17 protein-coding genes are annotated in these 16,428 nt (G+C 55.0%); 7 read left to right on the top strand and 10 right to left on the bottom strand.

The window, feature by feature from the left end; translation table 11 throughout:
* Positions 1-29 precede the first annotated feature (29 nt).
* The 9 genes from iorB to A3L14_RS07255 form a co-directional block, all read right to left on the bottom strand.
* Positions 30-632 carry an indolepyruvate ferredoxin oxidoreductase subunit beta gene (iorB, locus tag A3L14_RS07215; RefSeq protein WP_055429748.1) on the bottom strand — a complete coding sequence of 201 codons (603 nt, stop codon included), beginning with the start codon at positions 630-632 and terminating at the stop codon, positions 30-32.
* Positions 629-2,629: a thiamine pyrophosphate-dependent enzyme gene (locus tag A3L14_RS07220; RefSeq protein WP_055429749.1), complete on the bottom strand. Its 2,001-nt coding sequence runs from the start codon at positions 2,627-2,629 to the stop codon at positions 629-631. The genes iorB and A3L14_RS07220 overlap by 4 nt, the downstream gene beginning before the upstream one ends.
* A gap of 95 nt (positions 2,630-2,724) precedes the next feature.
* Positions 2,725-4,092 (bottom strand): ATP-binding protein, encoded by a 1,368-nt coding sequence (locus A3L14_RS07225; protein WP_055429750.1) that lies wholly within the window; start codon positions 4,090-4,092, stop codon positions 2,725-2,727.
* 60 nt (positions 4,093-4,152) lie between these two features.
* Positions 4,153-5,253, bottom strand: coding sequence for a SufD family Fe-S cluster assembly protein (locus tag A3L14_RS07230; protein WP_055429751.1), 1,101 nt, complete (start codon positions 5,251-5,253; stop codon positions 4,153-4,155).
* Entirely contained in the window at positions 5,253-6,680 is a 1,428-nt protein-coding gene (gene sufB, locus A3L14_RS07235) for a Fe-S cluster assembly protein SufB (protein WP_055429752.1), read from the bottom strand. Before sufB ends, A3L14_RS07230 begins: the two co-directional genes overlap by 1 nt.
* Complete coding sequence (gene sufC, locus A3L14_RS07240; RefSeq protein ID WP_055429753.1) at positions 6,658-7,401, bottom strand: Fe-S cluster assembly ATPase SufC; 744 nt, start codon at positions 7,399-7,401, stop codon at positions 6,658-6,660. The genes sufB and sufC overlap by 23 nt, the downstream gene beginning before the upstream one ends.
* Positions 7,402-7,515: 114 nt before the next feature.
* On the bottom strand, positions 7,516-8,040 hold the full coding sequence (locus tag A3L14_RS07245; RefSeq protein WP_055429754.1) for a ferritin: 525 nt from the start codon (positions 8,038-8,040) through the stop codon (positions 7,516-7,518).
* Between the two features lie 49 nt (positions 8,041-8,089).
* Positions 8,090-9,181, bottom strand: coding sequence for a tRNA uracil 4-sulfurtransferase ThiI (gene thiI, locus A3L14_RS07250; protein WP_055429755.1), 1,092 nt, complete (start codon positions 9,179-9,181; stop codon positions 8,090-8,092).
* Position 9,182: 1 nt separating this feature from the next.
* Positions 9,183-10,154, bottom strand: a complete 972-nt coding sequence (locus A3L14_RS07255) for a ThiF family adenylyltransferase (RefSeq protein ID WP_232473297.1) — start codon at positions 10,152-10,154, stop codon at positions 9,183-9,185.
* Between the two features lie 141 nt (positions 10,155-10,295).
* Between A3L14_RS07255 and A3L14_RS07260 the strand changes: the two genes are divergently transcribed.
* The 6 genes from A3L14_RS07260 (at position 10,296) to A3L14_RS07285 (ending at position 13,778) form a co-directional block, all read left to right on the top strand.
* The gene (locus tag A3L14_RS07260; RefSeq protein ID WP_055429756.1) at positions 10,296-10,835 is read left to right on the top strand and encodes a class I SAM-dependent methyltransferase; all 540 of its coding nucleotides are present in this window, start codon (positions 10,296-10,298) and stop codon (positions 10,833-10,835) included.
* A 9-nt stretch (positions 10,836-10,844) separates the two neighbouring features.
* On the top strand, positions 10,845-11,381 hold the full coding sequence (locus A3L14_RS07265; RefSeq protein ID WP_055429757.1) for a nitroreductase family protein: 537 nt from the start codon (positions 10,845-10,847) through the stop codon (positions 11,379-11,381).
* A 93-nt stretch (positions 11,382-11,474) separates the two neighbouring features.
* A complete protein-coding gene (locus tag A3L14_RS07270) occupies positions 11,475-11,714 on the top strand; it encodes a hypothetical protein (protein WP_055429758.1) in 240 nt (79 codons plus the stop codon).
* Positions 11,715-12,044, top strand: a complete 330-nt coding sequence (locus A3L14_RS07275) for a hypothetical protein (RefSeq protein WP_055429759.1) — start codon at positions 11,715-11,717, stop codon at positions 12,042-12,044.
* 62 nt (positions 12,045-12,106) lie between these two features.
* The gene (locus A3L14_RS07280; protein WP_055429808.1) at positions 12,107-13,411 is read left to right on the top strand and encodes a cytochrome c biogenesis protein; all 1,305 of its coding nucleotides are present in this window, start codon (positions 12,107-12,109) and stop codon (positions 13,409-13,411) included.
* A gap of 13 nt (positions 13,412-13,424) precedes the next feature.
* The gene (locus A3L14_RS07285; protein WP_055429760.1) at positions 13,425-13,778 is read left to right on the top strand and encodes a DUF302 domain-containing protein; all 354 of its coding nucleotides are present in this window, start codon (positions 13,425-13,427) and stop codon (positions 13,776-13,778) included.
* A gap of 9 nt (positions 13,779-13,787) precedes the next feature.
* On the opposite strand, the gene msrA is transcribed toward A3L14_RS07285, so the two are convergent.
* Complete coding sequence (gene msrA, locus A3L14_RS07290) at positions 13,788-14,804, bottom strand: peptide-methionine (S)-S-oxide reductase MsrA (RefSeq protein ID WP_055429761.1); 1,017 nt, start codon at positions 14,802-14,804, stop codon at positions 13,788-13,790.
* Positions 14,805-14,879: 75 nt separating this feature from the next.
* Here msrA and gapN point away from each other — a divergent pair, with 75 nt between their 5' ends.
* Positions 14,880-16,400: an NADP-dependent glyceraldehyde-3-phosphate dehydrogenase gene (gene gapN / locus A3L14_RS07295; RefSeq protein ID WP_055429762.1), complete on the top strand. Its 1,521-nt coding sequence runs from the start codon at positions 14,880-14,882 to the stop codon at positions 16,398-16,400.
* Positions 16,401-16,428: the final 28 nt, after the last annotated feature.

Below are 16,428 nucleotides of genomic sequence, written 5' to 3' on the forward strand. Positions count from 1 at the left end.
TCACATCACCGGTAAAAATGGGAAAAGAATCATAAAGACCTTTTCATGGCATCATAACCCAGTCCAAATGCCCTTATGTTTGCCTCAACGGCCCTCTCGGGCACGCTGGCCTTAACTGCTTCGAGCATGGTTTCCCTGTCTATCGGGAACCCGGGAAGGGCGCTGAGGGCACCGACGAGGACAACGTTCTGGGCTAAGGCAGTGCCGGCCTCTTCGGCGAGCTTGAGGGCGTCTATCTCATAGAGCTCCGCCCCCGATTCCCTTATCTTGCCGACTATCTCGTCGTAGGTGACGTACTTGTCAATCCTGCCCTTCACGAATCCTTCAGTCTCGTATGGGTGGTGGATGAGGCGCGTGTTCGTTATGACCGTTCCTCCGGGTTTGAGGAAGTAGATGTACCTAAGCGCCTCCATCGGCTCAAGGGCTAAGATAACGTCCGCCTCGCCGTAGGGTATGAGGGGTGATATGCCCTCACCTATGCGCTGGTGGACTATCACCGAACCGCTCCTCTGGGAGAGACCGTGTAGCTCGCCGCTGACGACGTGAATCCCCTTCCGGGCACAGGCCTCCCCCACTATGTTGGACATCAGCACTATGCCCTGTCCGCCGACGCCGCAGTAGATGACGTTCATTCTCCTTCCCTCCCGATGAGCTTTTCCAGCTCGCGGTAGTCCTCAACCGTCACGTACGGCTTATCTTCGCCACCGTAGAGGACTGCCGTCGAGTGGATCGCGTTGTGTGGACAGAGCTGGGCGCAGACGCCGCAGCCGACGCAGACCTCCGGGAGTATCTTGGCCTTCTTATCGTTCTCGTCGATGACTATTGCCGGACATCCGAAGTCGCGGATGCAGTTGTAGGCCCTCTCACAGGCGTCCTTGTCCACGAAGTAGGGGACTATCTTCCCCCCGGCACGGCGGTATTCGCGGAAGTGGTAGAGGGCACACTCCCCGCGGGATATTATCACGGAGAGGCCGTCGTACTTCAAAGCCTCTCTGAACTTGCCTATGTTCTTCCTCGCCTGGAATGAGTCAACGACGACTATCTTCTCTATGCCCAGCCCCCTCAGAACGGCCTCTATGTCGAGCCTCTTCTCGTACTGGTTGACCTTCTTCGGACTGCCCGGGTGGGCCTGCTGGCCAGTCATGGCCGTTACCGCGTTGTCGAGGATTATCAGCGTCATCTTGGAGTTGTTTCTGATCGCGTTGACTATGCCCGGTAAAGCCGCGTGGAAGAAAGTTGAATCGCCGACAACTGCTACAACTCTCTCCTCGGCCGAATGCTGGACGCCGTGGGCTATGCCGAGGGAAGCGCCCATGGCCAGGAGGGAGTCCGTCCAGCCGATGTGCTCAAGGGCCAGCATGGAATAGCAGCCGATATCGTTGGCGAGGTAGTAGTTTTCTATCCTGCCCATCGCCCTTCTGAGCGTCCAGAAGGTGGCCCTGTGGGGACAGCCGGCGCAGAAGGTCGGCATCCTCGGCGGGGCGAACTTGGCGAGCTCCCACATCTTCCTGAAGTGTCCCTCGTAGTCGAATGGCAGGTTTTTCCCAAGAACCTCCGCGAGAACCTTTATGACTATCGGCACGTTGTACTCCAGCATCTCAAGGAAGTGGCCGCTCTTCTTGCCGATGATCTCAAGCCCCGGGTTCCTGTCCTTGGCGATTTCCCTCACGAAGCCCTCGATGTACGGCGAAAGCTCCTCGACGACGATGACCTTATCGAGCCCCTCTACGAAGTCGCCGATGAGCTTCTCCGGAAGGGGATTAAGAACTCCGAGCTTTAGGATGTAAGCTTCACCACCGAGCTTTTCAAGGCTCTCAAGGACATAGGAGTACGGGACGCCGGAGGTTATGATGCCTATTCCATTCACTTCTTCTGGCTTTGCCTTTCTGAGCTCCTTTCCATCGAAGAACTCGACGCGGTTTAAGGCCAGTAACTCGGGGTCGTCCTTCATTTTTTCAACTTTTTTCAAAAGCTCCGCCTTGAACTTCCTCGCGAGGGAACCCACGGTCGCGTAGCCCCTCCGGTTCTCCTTCCAGGAGAGTCTTTCAAAGGGCTTCCTCTCAAGCTTCCTGACATTCACCAGGCCGCTCTGGTGGTTCACCCTCGTTGTCGTCCTGACGAGAACCGGGCTCCCGTACCTCTCGCTTATCTCGAAGGCCTTCCTGACGAGATCATAGGCCTCCTGCGGATTTGCCGGCTCAAGCATTGGCAGGTAAGCGGTGTAGCCGAACCACCTGCCGTCTTGCTCCGACTGGGAGGAGTGTGCGTAGGGGTCGTCCGCTATGACCACCACCAAGCCGGCTTTCACGCCGGTGTAGGCAAGGGAGTAGAGCGTATCGGAGGCAACGTTTCCGCCGACGCTCTTCATCGAGGTGAAGCCCCTCAGACCGACGAAAGACGCTCCTGCGACGGTCTCTAGGGCGACCTTTTCGTTCGCGGCTATCTCGACCACGATGTCGTCGCGGTAGCGGGAGGCCCTGTCAAAGGTGTCCAGAATCTCGGTCTGGGGGGAACCGGGGTAGAAGGCCGTTACCTTGACGTCCGCCTCCAGCGCGGCCCTGACGATCGCTTCGTTGGCCAGCATGTAGCCCACGTGGGGCTCCTCTTTCAGAACTTCCTTCAAGGACATAACAACACCATAGGGTTTTGGAAGCGAACCTATATATGGTTTTTCTGGACGGGAAGGGACAGTATTAAACAATCTTGGGTGTGAAAGTGGAAGTGTTAACCTCGCGGAACCTCAAGATCATCAAGGTCCCACACGTTAAAACCCTCTTCCTTCAGACCCCATTTTCCCTCAACTTTCCTTGCCATGAGACCAAAATACGCCTCCCATCCTTCGAGGCCCATAAGTTTGAATTTCCTTTTCAAATCTTTCAGAACTCCACGGGCTTCCCGTTTTCTCATGTCTTTCCACTTTACTTCAACAAGAAGGACTTTTTTCATGTTACCCTCCTCTGCCACCAGGTCGATTTCCTCGCCCCTGTGCCACCAGCGGCCTATCCGGGTGAACTTAAAAGGCAGCTTCTCAGCTTTGTTCAGCTCGATCAGAAACTCCCTCGCGACGTCTTCAAAGCGAGTCCCTAAAACCCTCTGGAGGTCTTCTTTAACGTCGTCGTAAGTCACGAGACCTAGCTCTATGCCCGTTCTGTTCTTGGGCACTATCGAAAACCATGTGAGCAGCATCGGGTCTTTTAGTCTGTAGATACCGCGCTTCTCCTTTTTTGCAACCGGCAGTTCCCTTTCCACAAAACCGAGGCGGATGAGGTTCTCCAGATAGGGATACACTTTTCTCCCATCCAGTCCGGCGTAGCTTGCTATCTCCGAGGGTCTGGTTTTCCCGTGGGCCATCGCGGAGAGTATGGAGAAGTAAGTCTTCAGCTCCCTGAGTTCCCCTGAGAGGAGGATGTATGGCTCGTCGTAGAAGAAACCCTCCGGCTTCAGAAAGTTCTCCTCGACGAACGTTTTGGTGTCACCGTATCTGGAAGCCACTATAAGGTAAGAGGGGATACCCCCTATGAGCATGTACAGCTCCAGGCCAGTTCTGAAATCGCTGAAGAACTTAAGGGAGTCGAAGACGGTAAGGGGTCTGAGCCGAAAACTCGCGGTTCTCCTGCCATGGAGGGGGGAGGAATAGCTGAGGACTTCATCGACCATCATGCCTATGAGCGAGCCGGACAAAACCAGCATAACCGGCTTTCTTGAGAGGTCGTGATCCCAGGCCCTCTGCAGGGCACTTAGTATCGTCCTGTCACTCTTGAGGGCGTAGCTGAACTCGTCGAGGATTATCAACGTTTTTTCCTCGATTTTTAATGATAGGTACCTGAACAGGGAATACCAGTCGTCGAGGCTCAGAAACAGCTCATCTTTGAAAAATGCGGCCAGTTCCTCCCGGAGTTTCCTTATCTGCCTTTCCCGCGTGTCCTCCATAAATGTGTGAAAGAACGCCCGCTTCCCCTTTGAAAACTCGACCAGAAGCCTGGTTTTTCCCGTCCTCCGCCTCCCGTATAAGACCACAAACGAAGGGAGATTCGCCCACTGCTCTTCAAGCAACTTAAGCTCGTTTTCACGGTCAATAAATTCACTAATCATGATTAGTACTAATCACGATTAGGATTTAAAGCTTTCGTCGTAATGGAGATAAAAGAGAGTTCATAGGAGCTCCCCAACGAGCTCCACGGTGGCGCTTCTGGCCTTGCTCCTCAGCCTTTCGAGGTGACTGCTTAATGCCTCTCCAATGCCGTGGACGAAGAGGCTCATCGCCTCGTCGCTGTCGAGTCCCCTCGACCTCAGGTAGAAGAGGGCGTCCTCGTCGAACTGTCTAACAGCTGAGGAGTGGAATGCTGAGTCGATTTCTCCTGTGTCGACCTCAAGCATCGGCACGCTGACGCCGAGTGAACCCTCGTCCATTATGGTTATCTGGGAGACCACACCGCTCGATGAGTTCTTGGCGCTCTCAAAGACCTTCGCAACCCCCCTGTGAACCGTCCAGCCGTTCTCGTATGAAAAGCCGTGAACCCTCGTCTCGCTTTTGCTCCTTTCGCCGTACTGGAGGACGTTAGTGAGGTAGTCCACCGAGCTTCCAATGGCTATGGGCATGCCCCTGAGTATCAGCTCACTCTTTGCCCCTTCAAGGGAGTAGTCCTCGCGGTGGTGGCTCATTTCCCCGGCGCTTATGACCGTGAATGCCTTAACTCTGGTTCCTCCCCCGAGGCTTGCCCTGAGGAGGTAGTGCGAAAGGCTCTTATGCCTTCCAACGGTCAGAACCTCAAGCTCGGCGTTCTTAGCTTTGAGCTCGACCACGAAGGATTTAGTCCCTTCTTTAGTTAAATCGTAGATTATTATCGGGGCCCTGACGTTCTCGGCCTCGATGCTTATGTGGTGGCTGATGAATGCCTTAGCTGAGAGGTGGGAGACTATGACGAGGGGTTCCACCAGGTCTCTGGTAATCCTCAGCCTGTACGCTTTCCTGAGGGCGTAGAAGTGGAAGCCGAGGATTCTCGACTCTTCGGGCTGGGAGAGGCCTAAAGTCCCCTCGCTCAGCTCAACACCGGACGGAAGGCTAAACTCGGCATCGCTTCCAGATAAAACGACGTGCCCCTTTATCGGAACGTCCCCTGCTTCCGCCTCTGTCGGCAGTTTGAGCGGCGAGTTCTCCTCGAAGAGCTTCCACTTGGTGTAGCTCTTTATGGTTGGGCTGTCGCCGTACTTCTGGTAGGTTAGCCTTTCGAGTGCTTCCCTCTCAATGAACATCAGCCAACACCCCCGACCTCGCTGAACTCAAGCTCTATGACCTTCTTGAGAACCTCGACGTACTCGAAGGGCAGTCCCTCAAGGATTTCGCTGATGAAGCCGAGAACTATGAGGCTCTTGGCCTCTTCCTCGCTTATACCGCGCGAGTTCATGTAGAAGAGCTTGTCCTCGCCGAGCTTCCCGGTCGTTGCCTCGTGGATTATGCTCGCTGTGGGCTCGTCGCTCTGGTTGTGCGGATAGGTATACGCCTTGCTCTCCTCGTCGAGGATTAGCGAGTCACACGAGACCGTCGCGGTGGAGTTCTTCGCGCCCTTGAGGATCCTCACCAGCCCGCGGTATATGTTTATGCCGCCGTTGGCGCTTATGCTCTTGGAGACTATCTTTGAGCTTGTGTTTGGAGCGAGATGCCAGGTTTTGGCGCCGGTGTCCTTGAGGTAGGGCCCGTTGCTCAGCGAGACTACGTACTGAGCCGTCCTCGCCCCCTCGCCCTTAAGGACGCTTGACGGGTAGGTGTAGGTTATCTGGCTGCCGATGCTGCCCTCAATCCACTCGACGTAGGCGTTTTCCTCTATTATTGCCCTCTTGTTGTTGAAGTTGATGACGTTCCTGCTCCAGTTCTGTATCGTGGTGAACTTGACGGTGGCGTTTTTGTGGGCGTAAATCTCGACCATGCCGTCGTGGAAGGAGAAGCCCTTGTACATCGGCGCCGAACAGCCTTCAATGAAGTGTATGTAGCTCCCCTCGTCCGCGACCAAAAGCGTGTGCTCGAACTGCCCCTCCAATGCGGAGCCTATAACGAAGAAAGCCTCGACCGGGAAGGGGATTCTGACACCCTTCGGCACGTAAACGAAGACCCCACCGCTCCAGAGGGCGTGGTGTAAGGCCGAAAACTTGTGCTCTCCGGCCGGAAATACCCTGCCGAAGTACTTCTTCACAATGTCGGGGTACTTCTGAACAGCCTCCTCCATGGGGAGCATGATGATCCCCATCTTCTCGAACTCGGCCTTTAAGTTGGAGTAAACGCTCTCGCTGTCGAAGACCGCCGTCAAGCCGGAGAGGAACTTTTTCTCTATCTCGGGTATATTTAAGCGCTCGAAGGTTCTCCTGATGTTCTCGGGCAGATCGTCCCAGTCTTTAACTTCGTTGCCTATCTCTGGCTTGGAGTAAAGGGTGAGGTTCTCAAGGTCGAGCTCCTCAACACCGACGACCCACTTGGGCATCGGGAGCTTCTGGAACAGCTCAAGGGCCTTCAGGCGGTGCCTGAGCATCCACTCCGGCTCGTTCTTTATCCTCGAAAGCTCCTCGATCATGTCCCTTGTCAGTTCTCCTTTGAGCTCTATCTCCTTGGGGTATGGTACCGCCGTCCCGAGTATCTCCTCAAGTGATCCAGCTTTGAGTATCTCCTCAAGCCTTGACTGCTGTCCCATTTTCCTCCACCGCCGCGAAGCCCTTCTCCTCTATGAGCTTTACAAGCTCCATCCCGCCGGAGACGACGAGTTTACCCTCCTTCAGCACGTGCACCCTCTGGGGGTTCAGGTACTCCAGAATCCTTCCGTAGTGGGTGATTAGGAGTATCGCCGTCCCCTCGCTGTGCAGCTTGGCTATAACCCCTGCGATGACCTTGAGGGAATCCACATCAACTCCGCTGTCCGGCTCGTCGAGGATGAGAAGCTTGGGCCTCACGAGATATGCTTGGAGCATCTCCAGCTTTTTCCTCTCACCGCCTGAAAAGCCTACGTTGAGCTCCCTGGAGAGAATCGAACTGTCAAAGCCGAGATCCTCAACGGCCTTGAATATCATGTCGTAGGCCTCGACCTCGTCTATCCCCTGCAGGTTCTTCAGAGTCCTCTGGAGGAAGTTGATGACCTTTACCCCTTCCACCTCAACCGGGTGCTGGAAGCTGAGGAAGATGCCCTTCCTGGCCCTCTCCTCGGGCTTTTCTCCGGTTATGTCCTCCCCTCCAAACAGTATTCTCCCGTCCGTAACCCTGTACCTCGGGTGTCCTGCTATTGTCAAAGCCAACGTGGACTTTCCGCTGCCGTTCGGCCCCATGACGACGTGGAGCTCGCCCGATGCGAGTTCAAAGTCCACTCCCTTCAGGATTTCCTTATCGGCAACCTTAACATGGAGATTTTCCACTTTCAGCATGAGCATCACCGTTTTTTCTTTACCCGCGTTTGGGTAGAAAAGTACACTTTTAAAACCTTTCTTCGCAGAACTGTGTATTCCCTGCTCAAGAAGGCAGAAGGGAAAAAGGGAACTTCAACCTCCTGCCTGGAGGAGAAGTCCCGGAAGCTGGGGCTGCCTCTGGCCGAGCTCCTGATCGAGCATGAATATGACCTGCGGGCTGTCCTTGGCGAACTTGAGCTTGTCCACTATCTTCTTGACGTTTGCCTCCTCCTCGACCTGCTCGTTGATGAACCACTCAAGGAACGCCCTCGTTGAGTAGTCCTTCTCCTCCTCGGCTAAAGCCGCTAACTCGTGTATGTGTCTGGTTATGAACTGCTCATGCTCGTAGGCGGCCTCAAAGGCAGCAAGCGGTGAGTCCCACTCCTTGGGCGGTTCCTGGACGGCCTTGAGCTCGACCCTGCCGTTCCTGTCGTAGATGTAGTTGTAGAACCTCAGAACATGGCCAAGCTCCTCTTCAGCTTGTGCCTTCATCCAGTTCGCAAATCCCTCCAGGTTCATGTCCTCGAAGTAGGCCGCCATCGAAAAGTACAGGTAGGCCGAATAAAGCTCCCTGTTCAGCTGTTCGTTGAGGGCCTTCAGCATCCTCTCGCTCAGCATCTCCACAACCTCCGGGTATAGTTACACCCGGTTACTTTAAAAGCTTTCCTCATACCAGCCCCTCCCGCTCCAGCACCTCAAGCACGCGCTGAAACTCCTCAAGCTTTCCGCCCGTAACGACCCTCTCCGGCCGGAAGGGGCAGTCGCAGTAGGGGTACTCAAGGAAAGCCTGGTATGTCCCGATCCTCCTGGCTATCGCCACTATCTCCTCCTTGTCCATGCCGAGGAGGGGCCTGTGAACCGGGAAGCGGACGCTCATCGTCTCAAAATACAGGTTCGAGAGGGTTTGACTGGCAACCTGTCCGAGGCTGTCACCGGTCACTATGCCGAGGGCGCCCCTTTCCCTCGCTATCTCAGCGGCGCGCCTCAGCATTGCCACCTTGCAGACGACACACGTCCACTCCCCCTTTCTCGCCCTGATGAGGGCCCTGACGTAGGGCTTCAGTATCTCGAAGTGGTTCTCGACTATGAGCTCTATCGGCTCGGGGGAGTAGTCCTCAAGTATGTCGACGACCTTCTCGACGACGTTTCTCGCGTTCAGCCCCTGGTCAAAGTGCACCGCGATGACCTCTGCACCCCTCTTGAGCATGAGGAAAGCGGCAACGGGTGAGTCAATGCCGCCGCTGAGCAGGACGACGACCTTTCCCTGCGTGCCAACCGGCAGGCCGCCAACGCCCCTGAGCTTTTCGAGGAACACGTATGCCTTCCCGGCTATTATCTCTATCCCAACGACCAGCTCGGGGTTTTTGAGGTCGACCTTCCAGCCGAAGTTCTCGACGATAAATGCCCCGATCTCGCGGTTTATCTCCACGGAGGTCTTTAGGAAGGTCTTGTCGAGCCTCTGGGTTTCGACCTTGAAGCTTTTTGGACTCAGTCCCTTTAGAGCCTCCCTCAGGTAGGCGGGAACCTCTTCGTACTCCATCTCCTTCGCAGGGGACACAGAGACGACGCCGGGGACTTTGGCGATTATTTGGGCCGTTTCGTCGGGGGCATCGACCAGTATACGCCCCCTGATTATCCTCGCCTTCCCGTCTACCCCCCTCCTCCTCAGAGCGGCGAGTATGTTGTCCCTTAGTTTTCTCTCGAACTCCCTCCTTTTGCCGCCCTTGACCCCTATCTCGCCGTAGCGCACGATTATCACTTCAACCACCCAGGTAGCGGGCAAAGAAGTTCTTGGCTTCTTTCTCGTCCTCGGCACCGCGGATTACCATCCTGCCCGTCCTGAACACCAGTATCTCGGCGTAGTCGTCCTCGAACTGGATGAACTGGCTCGTTTTCAGGTACTCGATGCCGAGCTTTTCAAGCCTCTCCGCGAACTCGTCGAGGTTTATGCTCATGGGCATGGGCGGCGTCACCTGTATGGAGCCGTCGCACATGCGCTCTATCTTTATCCTCTTCTCCAGGAATGTGAACTCCCTCCTCACACAGGCGGGGCAGTCCTCCCTCCTCGGTATCCTGACCTTCTCGAAGTCCATGCTCTTGAGGTCGAAGAAGAACAGCTCGCTTTCAACCTCTTCGCCGAGCAGAATCTTTGCCGCCAGGGCAACGGCCAGTGATGCCGCGAAGCTCGGGACGTAGCTCATTATTCCGGCTATCGCGCAGGTCGGAAGGGGCCTCTCAGGGAGCCTTGGCATCAGGCACCGGAAGCAGGCGGTTTTTCCTGGGATTATCGGCATTATGTTGCCGTATGTTGAGAGGACACCGACGTAAATCCACGGCTTTTCGGTCTTTATTGCATAGTCGTTTATCACCTGCCTCGTGTAGATGTTGTCCGTCCCGTCGATTATCAGGTCGGCCTCGTCGAGTAGGCCCACCGTCCCAGGGTTCAGGTCCTCGAAGTGGCCGATTACTCCAAAGCGCTCCTTGAGGACTTCCACCTTCGGCTTCCCGACGTCCTCTTTGGTGTACATCGTCCTGGGAAGGTCGCTCTCGTCCACGAAGTCCCTGTCGATGACTATAATCCTTCCAACGCCGAGCTTGTGGAGGAAGTAGACCTCCCAGCTCCCCAGGGCTCCAGCCCCGACCACCGCTACCGTGCTCTCGCTCAGCTTCCTCTGCCCCTCGATTCCTATGATCGGGAAGTGCCTCGAAAAGTCCATCGTCACCCCTACCATACTCCCACCACATCCGGCTTGGACGAGGGGATAAAAAGGGTTTTGGAAACCAAAGGTTTATCTTGCAGGGGCTCACGGGAAATTCTGATCCACCAAAAGGGATTTCTATCCCAACGGCCAACGATGCAGTGGGGGGTTGAAATGCACCGCTTCAGTCCAGAGCATGCGCACGTACTGGACTCCGAATGGAGGCGGAAGGTCTTCCCTGCCAGGGAGGTCATAGGCTTCGCTCTTCCCGAAGTTCCCCAAAGAGAAGCCGCCGTAGACGTTGGCGCGGGTACGGGATACCTGACCGTCCCCCTGGCGAGGGCCTTCAAAAAGGTCTACGCCATCGAAGCAAGCCCAAAAATGGCGGAGATTCTGAAAAGGAGAATCGAAGACGAAAAGCTGAATAACGTCGAGGTGGTGGTCACCGAGAGGCCGCCGGATATAGGCGACTTCGACCTTGTGGTCTTCTCAAGTGTCCTGCACGAGATGGAGAGACCCGAGGAATACCTCCGCTGGGCTGGAAGGGCGTTCATCCTCGTGGCCGAGTGGAAGAAGGAGCCGATGCCATTTGGCCCTCCGGTGGAGGAAAGGCTCTCCCCGGAGGACATCCTCAGACTTGCCGAAAACTTCGAATTGGTGAAATACAGGGAGCTTGAGTACCACTACCTGATGCTTCTGAAACCAAAAACGTGAGGTGGTAGCATGGAGTTCTTTGAGGTTCTCCGGAAAAGACGGAGCGTTAGGAGGTTCCAGGACAAGCCCATTCCAAGAAAGCTCGTTGAGAAGCTCCTTGGGGCGGCTTTCCTCTCACCCAGTTCCTTCAACAAGAGGCCCTGGCACTTCATCGTGGTTGACGATAGGGAAAAGCTCCTGGCACTCTCAAAGGCCAAGCTCGGCGCCTCCGGTCTGGCAACGGCTCCTCTGGCGATAGTTATCACAGCGGACGAAAGCCGGAGCGACGTCTGGGTGGAGGATTCCAGCATAGCGGCGGAACACATACAGCTGGCGGCGTTCGACCTGGGGCTGAGCTCCTTCTGGGTTCAGATAAGGAACAGGATGCACGATGAAAGAAGAACCGCCGAGGACTACGTGAGGGAGCTTTTGGGGATCCCGGAAAACTACCGCGTCCTCTGCATAATCGGAATCGGCTATCCAGCTGAGAACAAGCCTCCCCACGGCGATGAGGTTTTCGAGTGGGACAAGGTGAGCCTCAACCGCTTTGGCAAACCCTGGAAGTGACTTCATATTGTCAACTGCTTTTCTGTTTAATTTTTCAAGACGCAAAAAATAAACGCCATAAAGCGGCCAGAGTATAAACCGTTGGTGGTGTCCATGGGCAAAAATGGATGCAACGTATTTCCAACTGCAAAGGTCTGCAAGTTCTGCGCCGGGGAGCGTCTCGATGATGTTGTCTCAATACTGAAACGAAAAGGCTACGAGGTAAGCGTCGAGGGCTGCCTCGGCCTGTGCGCCAAGTACGACTGCGGCAACATAAACGTCATAGCGGGGAAGGTCGAGATCTCCGTGAGGAACATGGAGGAGCTGGAGACTGCGGTGGGAGGGGGTGTGTAGATGGTGAAGGTTCTCGTGATAATCACGAGCCCGGACGAAAGGGCCCTTCCGGGGTTCATGTGGGCGGTCAACGCGATAAAAAACGGCTGGGCTGAGGATGTTGAGGTCATACTCTTCGGACCGGCGGAGAGGGCGGTGGCAGAGGGTGACGGGCTCTTCATACAATGGATAAAAAAGCTGGCAGAAATGGGCAGAACCCCAACGGCGTGCAGGAGACTAGCCGAGGTCGAGGGCTTTGTGGGGCCTCTGGAGGAGTACACGAAGGTCGAGTACGTCGGGAGGATAATAGCGGAAAGGCTTGAGGAGGGCTACGTCCCGATGACGTTTTGATGAAAAAAGCTTCAAAAAAAGGCTTTTTAACCACCCTCTCAATCTCTTTTCAGGTGAAAGGGGTGCGCAGGGCGCTTTTAATGCTGGTAGTCCTATCGCTTCTCATACCGCTGGTCAGCGCGGGAACCGTCAAATACGGCAATTTGTCCTTTCATGACGTCACGACCGAAAAGGAGCTCCAGGAGCTGGTCTCCTCGAACGAGGGGAGGTACTTCTTCGTCTTCTACCACTCCGAGAGCTGTCCCGCCTGTCAGTACATGAAAACGAGTGTCTTCCCAACTACCACAGCTGAAAAGGCCCTTAAGGGGCTTGTACTCGTTTCGGTGGACGTTTACAAAGGCCGCCCGATAACGACGCTCCGGTATAAGGTTTACAGCCCGGTGATAGTCATCCAGCCGGACAACGCCGGCTACTACAGACCCAAAACGCCCGGAGAGGAGATAAGCGTCGGCGTCCCGGGAACGCCAACCATGGTCGTTTTCAAGGCCGTTAACGGGACTATGGTTCTGAGGGGAGTAGCGGTAGGCGCTCTGAACCCCGACGGGCTGACGTACTTCTTGGAGAAAGCCACGGAAGGGGGGAACCTCACTCAGGCCACCACTCAGCCCAGTGGACAAAAGCCCCAGACGGAGGACCTTTCAGGAAACCCCAGCGGGAAGAGCAACCTCGGCCTGGCAGTGCTCCTGCCGATATTCTCCGCCGGGATCGTCAGCGTCTTCTCACCCTGTGTTTTGCCGGTCATAGTTGGAGCGCTCTCCCTGACATTCGCCAGGAGGAAGGTTGAGGCGATAATAGCCGGAATGATGGCCTCCTTCGCCCTGCTAGGTGCTCTCGTCGGTAGCCTTGGTTCCTATGCCTCTCAGATACAGGGCGCCCTCTACATCATCGGTGGAGTCGGCTTCGTTGTCATAGGTGCGAGCTTCGTGAGCGAGAGGGTGAGCGCGAGGATGGAAAGGCTACTGAGCTTCTCGGCCACTGATAGGGTGGCCTCAAAGAGGGGCCTGGCGTATGACTTCGCACTCGGCTCGGCGTTGGGGGCGACATGGCTCGGATGCATTGCCCCCTACGTCGGCTTCGCGGTGATAACTGCCGCCCTGAGCGGGGACACGCTGAGCGGGGTTATCGTCATGGGCACCTACGGCCTCGGGATGGGTCTCACAGTTTACCTGCTGACGGCATCGAAGGACCTCGGCGAGTGGGTGAACAAAAAGTTCCTGTCCGGAAGGCTCTCCCTGGGCGGAAGGAGCAGGGCAAGGTGGGAGCAAGCTCTTGGGGTGATCCTGATACTTCTCGGCCTGCTGATGCTGACCGAGCTCACGCCTCTCAAGCTCTGGAGCTCCCTATTCGAATCGCTCTCACAGCTTTGAGGGAGGTGGTCTGATGTACAGGTACAGGAGGAAACTCAGCCTGGGCCTCAAGGAGGCCGAGGAGAAGTTTAAGGCAAAGCTGGAGGAGAAGGGCTACAAGGTTGTGCTTGAGTTTACCCCAAGTGACGTCGTCAGGGCCAAGGTCGGTGTCGATATGGAGCCCTACAGGATTCTCTGGGTCTGCAATCCAAAGATATTCTACGAGATGACCAAGAAGGACTACGAGATAGGCTCCTTTGCACCGTGCCCTGTGCTCTTCTACCGGAAGGACGGCGAGACCTACGTTGCCATAAACACCGCCGACGACGTGCTGGAGATTATCAAGGAGCCCCTTGAGGTCGTCAGGGGAGTCATAGAGGAGCTCTGAACCCCCTCCTTATTTGAAAAGCTCCTCATAAGCAACGTAGCCGTACCTCTCTAGTTCTTCCCTTTTGATGAACCTCAGCGAGGCGGAGTTTATACAGTAGCGCCTCCCCGTAGGTGTTGGTTCTTCAAAGACGTGGCCAAGATGCGAATCTGCGAAGCGGCTTCTGACTTCTTTCCCGCAGAGGAAGCCCTCGTAGTGCTCGGCTTCAACTACCGCCCACTCCTCAAGGGGTTTGGTGAAGCTCGGCCAGCCTGTTCCTGAGTCAAACTTGTCGAGTGAGCTGAAGAGCGGTTCACCGGAAACTACATCTACGTAAATACCCTCCTCGTGATCCTCCCAGTATTCGTTCTGGAAGGCCGGTTCGGTCAGTCCAAGCTGTGTTACTCCATACTGGAGGGGAGTTAGAAACTTCCTCAGCTCTGAATTCGAAGGTTTAACCCAGCCGAACCAGTAGTGTTCCCTCTCCGGAAAGAGACGAAAATGGGCGTTCTTCTCCCAGACGGACTTTATGAAGCCCAGCCTTCCGGAGTAGAACTTGTAGCGTTTGTAGTACCCAGGGAAGGCCAGGTAATAGCCTTGGTGGTATTTTTCGGCCGGATAAAACTCTTTAGCGGGGAGTATCTCCGTTGCTATCGGTTCATCGAAGATTCCCGAGAGTTCGAGCCTTCTCTTCGATTCTTCAGCCAGCTCCCTCTGCCCCTCATTCAGGTAGAAAATCGCCGTTCTGTACTGCTCGCCCCTGTCGGCGAACTGGCCGTAGGGATCGGTCGGATCTATGTTCCTCCAGAGGACTTCGAGGAGCCTCTCGTAGGAGACCTCTGAGGGGTCGTAGATGACCTTAACTGCCTCGCGATGGCCGGTTTCACCGGTTGAGACCAGCTCGTAGGTCGGGTTCTCGATCCAGCCACCGGTGTAGCCGGCGATGGCATCAACCACTCCGGGAAGCCTCTCAAAGGCCTCTTCCATGCACCAGAAGCAGCCGCCCGCAAAGATTGCAACACTCAAATTGAAGTGGTTTCCCTCCATTTCGCTGTCCCCAATTACATAATAAAGGGCAAGTTTTAAATAGTTTTGGGCATTATTACATTTTGGTGATTAAAAATGTCCCTTGTTGTTCATCATCCAATTTTTAAAGAGATATATCGGATCGGCGAGGATGGAGTGCCGGAGTTCAAGGCGTTCGTAGATGGCCGGTGGGTCTGGGGCCAGAAATTCAGGGACATCCTCAGTCCAGTGGATGGGAGTGTTATAACAAGGATCAGCGTTCTTTCAAGGGAGCAGATCGAGAGAGCAATTGAAGGCGTTTATGGAGAAGGTAGGCACCTCATTAGAAACTATCCCGGAGAAAAAAGGATAGAGAGCTTCCTAAGGGCAGCAGAACTTATGGAAGATGCGTTTGATGACTTTGTAAGAACCCTTATACTCGATGCTGGGAAGCCCAAGGGAAACGCCGAGGGAGAAGTGAAGGCAACCATCGAACGGCTTAGGAAGACGACCTTTGAATCTAGAGCAATCCTGGGAGACTACATCCCCGGGGACTGGAGCGAAGAAACCCTGGAGAGCGAGGGGATAGTAAAACGGGAACCATACGGTGTTGTGCTCGCCATAACCCCCTTTAACTACCCGCTCTTCATACCCGCTGCGAAGGTCGTTCCGGCACTGCTTGCGGGGAATGCAGTTCTGTTAAAGCCGGCCTCCGCCGACCCACTGGCAGCGATTCTCTTTGTCAGAGCTCTCGAAAAGGCTGGATTTCCCGCAAAAAGCATATCACTCCTGACCATACCTGGAAGGTTCATGGACGATGTCGTTGCTGACAGAAGGATACGGGCTATAACCTTCACGGGCAGCACGGAGGTTGGGGAGCACATTGTAAAAATCGGTGGAATAAAAGCCTATCACTTAGAGCTCGGAGGAAAGGACCCTGCAATAGTCCTCGACGATGCTGACGTTGAGCTGACGGTCGATAAAATAGTCAGAGGGGTGATCAGCTTCTCGGGACAAAGGTGTGATGCCATAAGGCTTGTCCTGGTCCAGGAGGGCATCTACGGTGAGGTCAGGAGAAAGCTCGTGGAAAAGCTCAGGGAGATCAAACCAGCAAACCCCATCGAAAACGAAAATGCCGTGATGGGGCCGTTGATTGATGAACAGTCCGCCCGCTATATTGAGGAAATATGGAAGGATGCAGTGGACAAAGGGGCCAGATCCCTCACTGAGTTCAGAAGAGAAGACAACTACGTGTGCCCCGTGTTACTTGAAGTTGACAAAAGTATCCTGCCAGAACTACGAGCGTTCAACGAAGACGTGTTTGGACCTGTGGTGATACTCGTAAAGGTAAAGGACGATGATGAAGCCGTGGAGATAGCAAACTCCTCAAGATTTGGACTCGATGCCGCTGTCTTTTCATCCTGTGAAAGAAGGGCCAGAAGGGTTGCAAGGCTGCTTGAAGTTGGGAGTGTGTTCATAAACGAGTACCCGAGACACGGAATAGGGTATTACCCCTTCGGAGGGGTAAAGGACAGCGGCGTTGGGAGGGAAGGAATAGGCTATTCTTTATTCCAGCTGACCACTACCAAGACTATCGTCCACAACTTCAAGGGATACGGGGTCTGGGAGTATATGTGAGAGTTAGGGCACTGAAAGAAAATTATAT

The organism is Thermococcus thioreducens (assembly GCF_002214545.1).
GTDB classification, from domain to species: Archaea; Methanobacteriota_B; Thermococci; order Thermococcales; family Thermococcaceae; genus Thermococcus; species Thermococcus thioreducens.

Excerpts from the sequence above, each read along its gene's own strand:
- iorB (WP_055429748.1), bottom strand. The coding sequence starts at position 632 with ATGAACGTCATCTACTGCGGCGTCGGCGGACAGGGCATAGTGCTGATG.
- A3L14_RS07220 (WP_055429749.1), bottom strand. The coding sequence starts at position 2,629 with ATGTCCTTGAAGGAAGTTCTGAAAGAGGAGCCCCACGTGGGCTACATG.
- A3L14_RS07225 (WP_055429750.1), bottom strand. The coding sequence starts at position 4,092 with ATGATTAGTGAATTTATTGACCGTGAAAACGAGCTTAAGTTGCTTGAA.
- A3L14_RS07230 (WP_055429751.1), bottom strand. The coding sequence starts at position 5,253 with ATGTTCATTGAGAGGGAAGCACTCGAAAGGCTAACCTACCAGAAGTAC.
- sufB (WP_055429752.1), bottom strand. The coding sequence starts at position 6,680 with ATGGGACAGCAGTCAAGGCTTGAGGAGATACTCAAAGCTGGATCACTT.
- sufC (WP_055429753.1), bottom strand. The coding sequence starts at position 7,401 with ATGCTGAAAGTGGAAAATCTCCATGTTAAGGTTGCCGATAAGGAAATC.
- A3L14_RS07245 (WP_055429754.1), bottom strand. The coding sequence starts at position 8,040 with ATGCTGAGCGAGAGGATGCTGAAGGCCCTCAACGAACAGCTGAACAGG.
- A3L14_RS07255 (WP_232473297.1), bottom strand. The coding sequence starts at position 10,154 with ATGGTAGGGGTGACGATGGACTTTTCGAGGCACTTCCCGATCATAGGA.
- A3L14_RS07260 (WP_055429756.1), top strand. The coding sequence starts at position 10,296 with ATGCACCGCTTCAGTCCAGAGCATGCGCACGTACTGGACTCCGAATGG.
- A3L14_RS07265 (WP_055429757.1), top strand. The coding sequence starts at position 10,845 with ATGGAGTTCTTTGAGGTTCTCCGGAAAAGACGGAGCGTTAGGAGGTTC.
- A3L14_RS07270 (WP_055429758.1), top strand. The coding sequence starts at position 11,475 with ATGGGCAAAAATGGATGCAACGTATTTCCAACTGCAAAGGTCTGCAAG.
- A3L14_RS07275 (WP_055429759.1), top strand. The coding sequence starts at position 11,715 with ATGGTGAAGGTTCTCGTGATAATCACGAGCCCGGACGAAAGGGCCCTT.
- A3L14_RS07285 (WP_055429760.1), top strand. The coding sequence starts at position 13,425 with ATGTACAGGTACAGGAGGAAACTCAGCCTGGGCCTCAAGGAGGCCGAG.
- msrA (WP_055429761.1), bottom strand. The coding sequence starts at position 14,804 with ATGGAGGGAAACCACTTCAATTTGAGTGTTGCAATCTTTGCGGGCGGC.
- gapN (WP_055429762.1), top strand. The coding sequence starts at position 14,880 with ATGTCCCTTGTTGTTCATCATCCAATTTTTAAAGAGATATATCGGATC.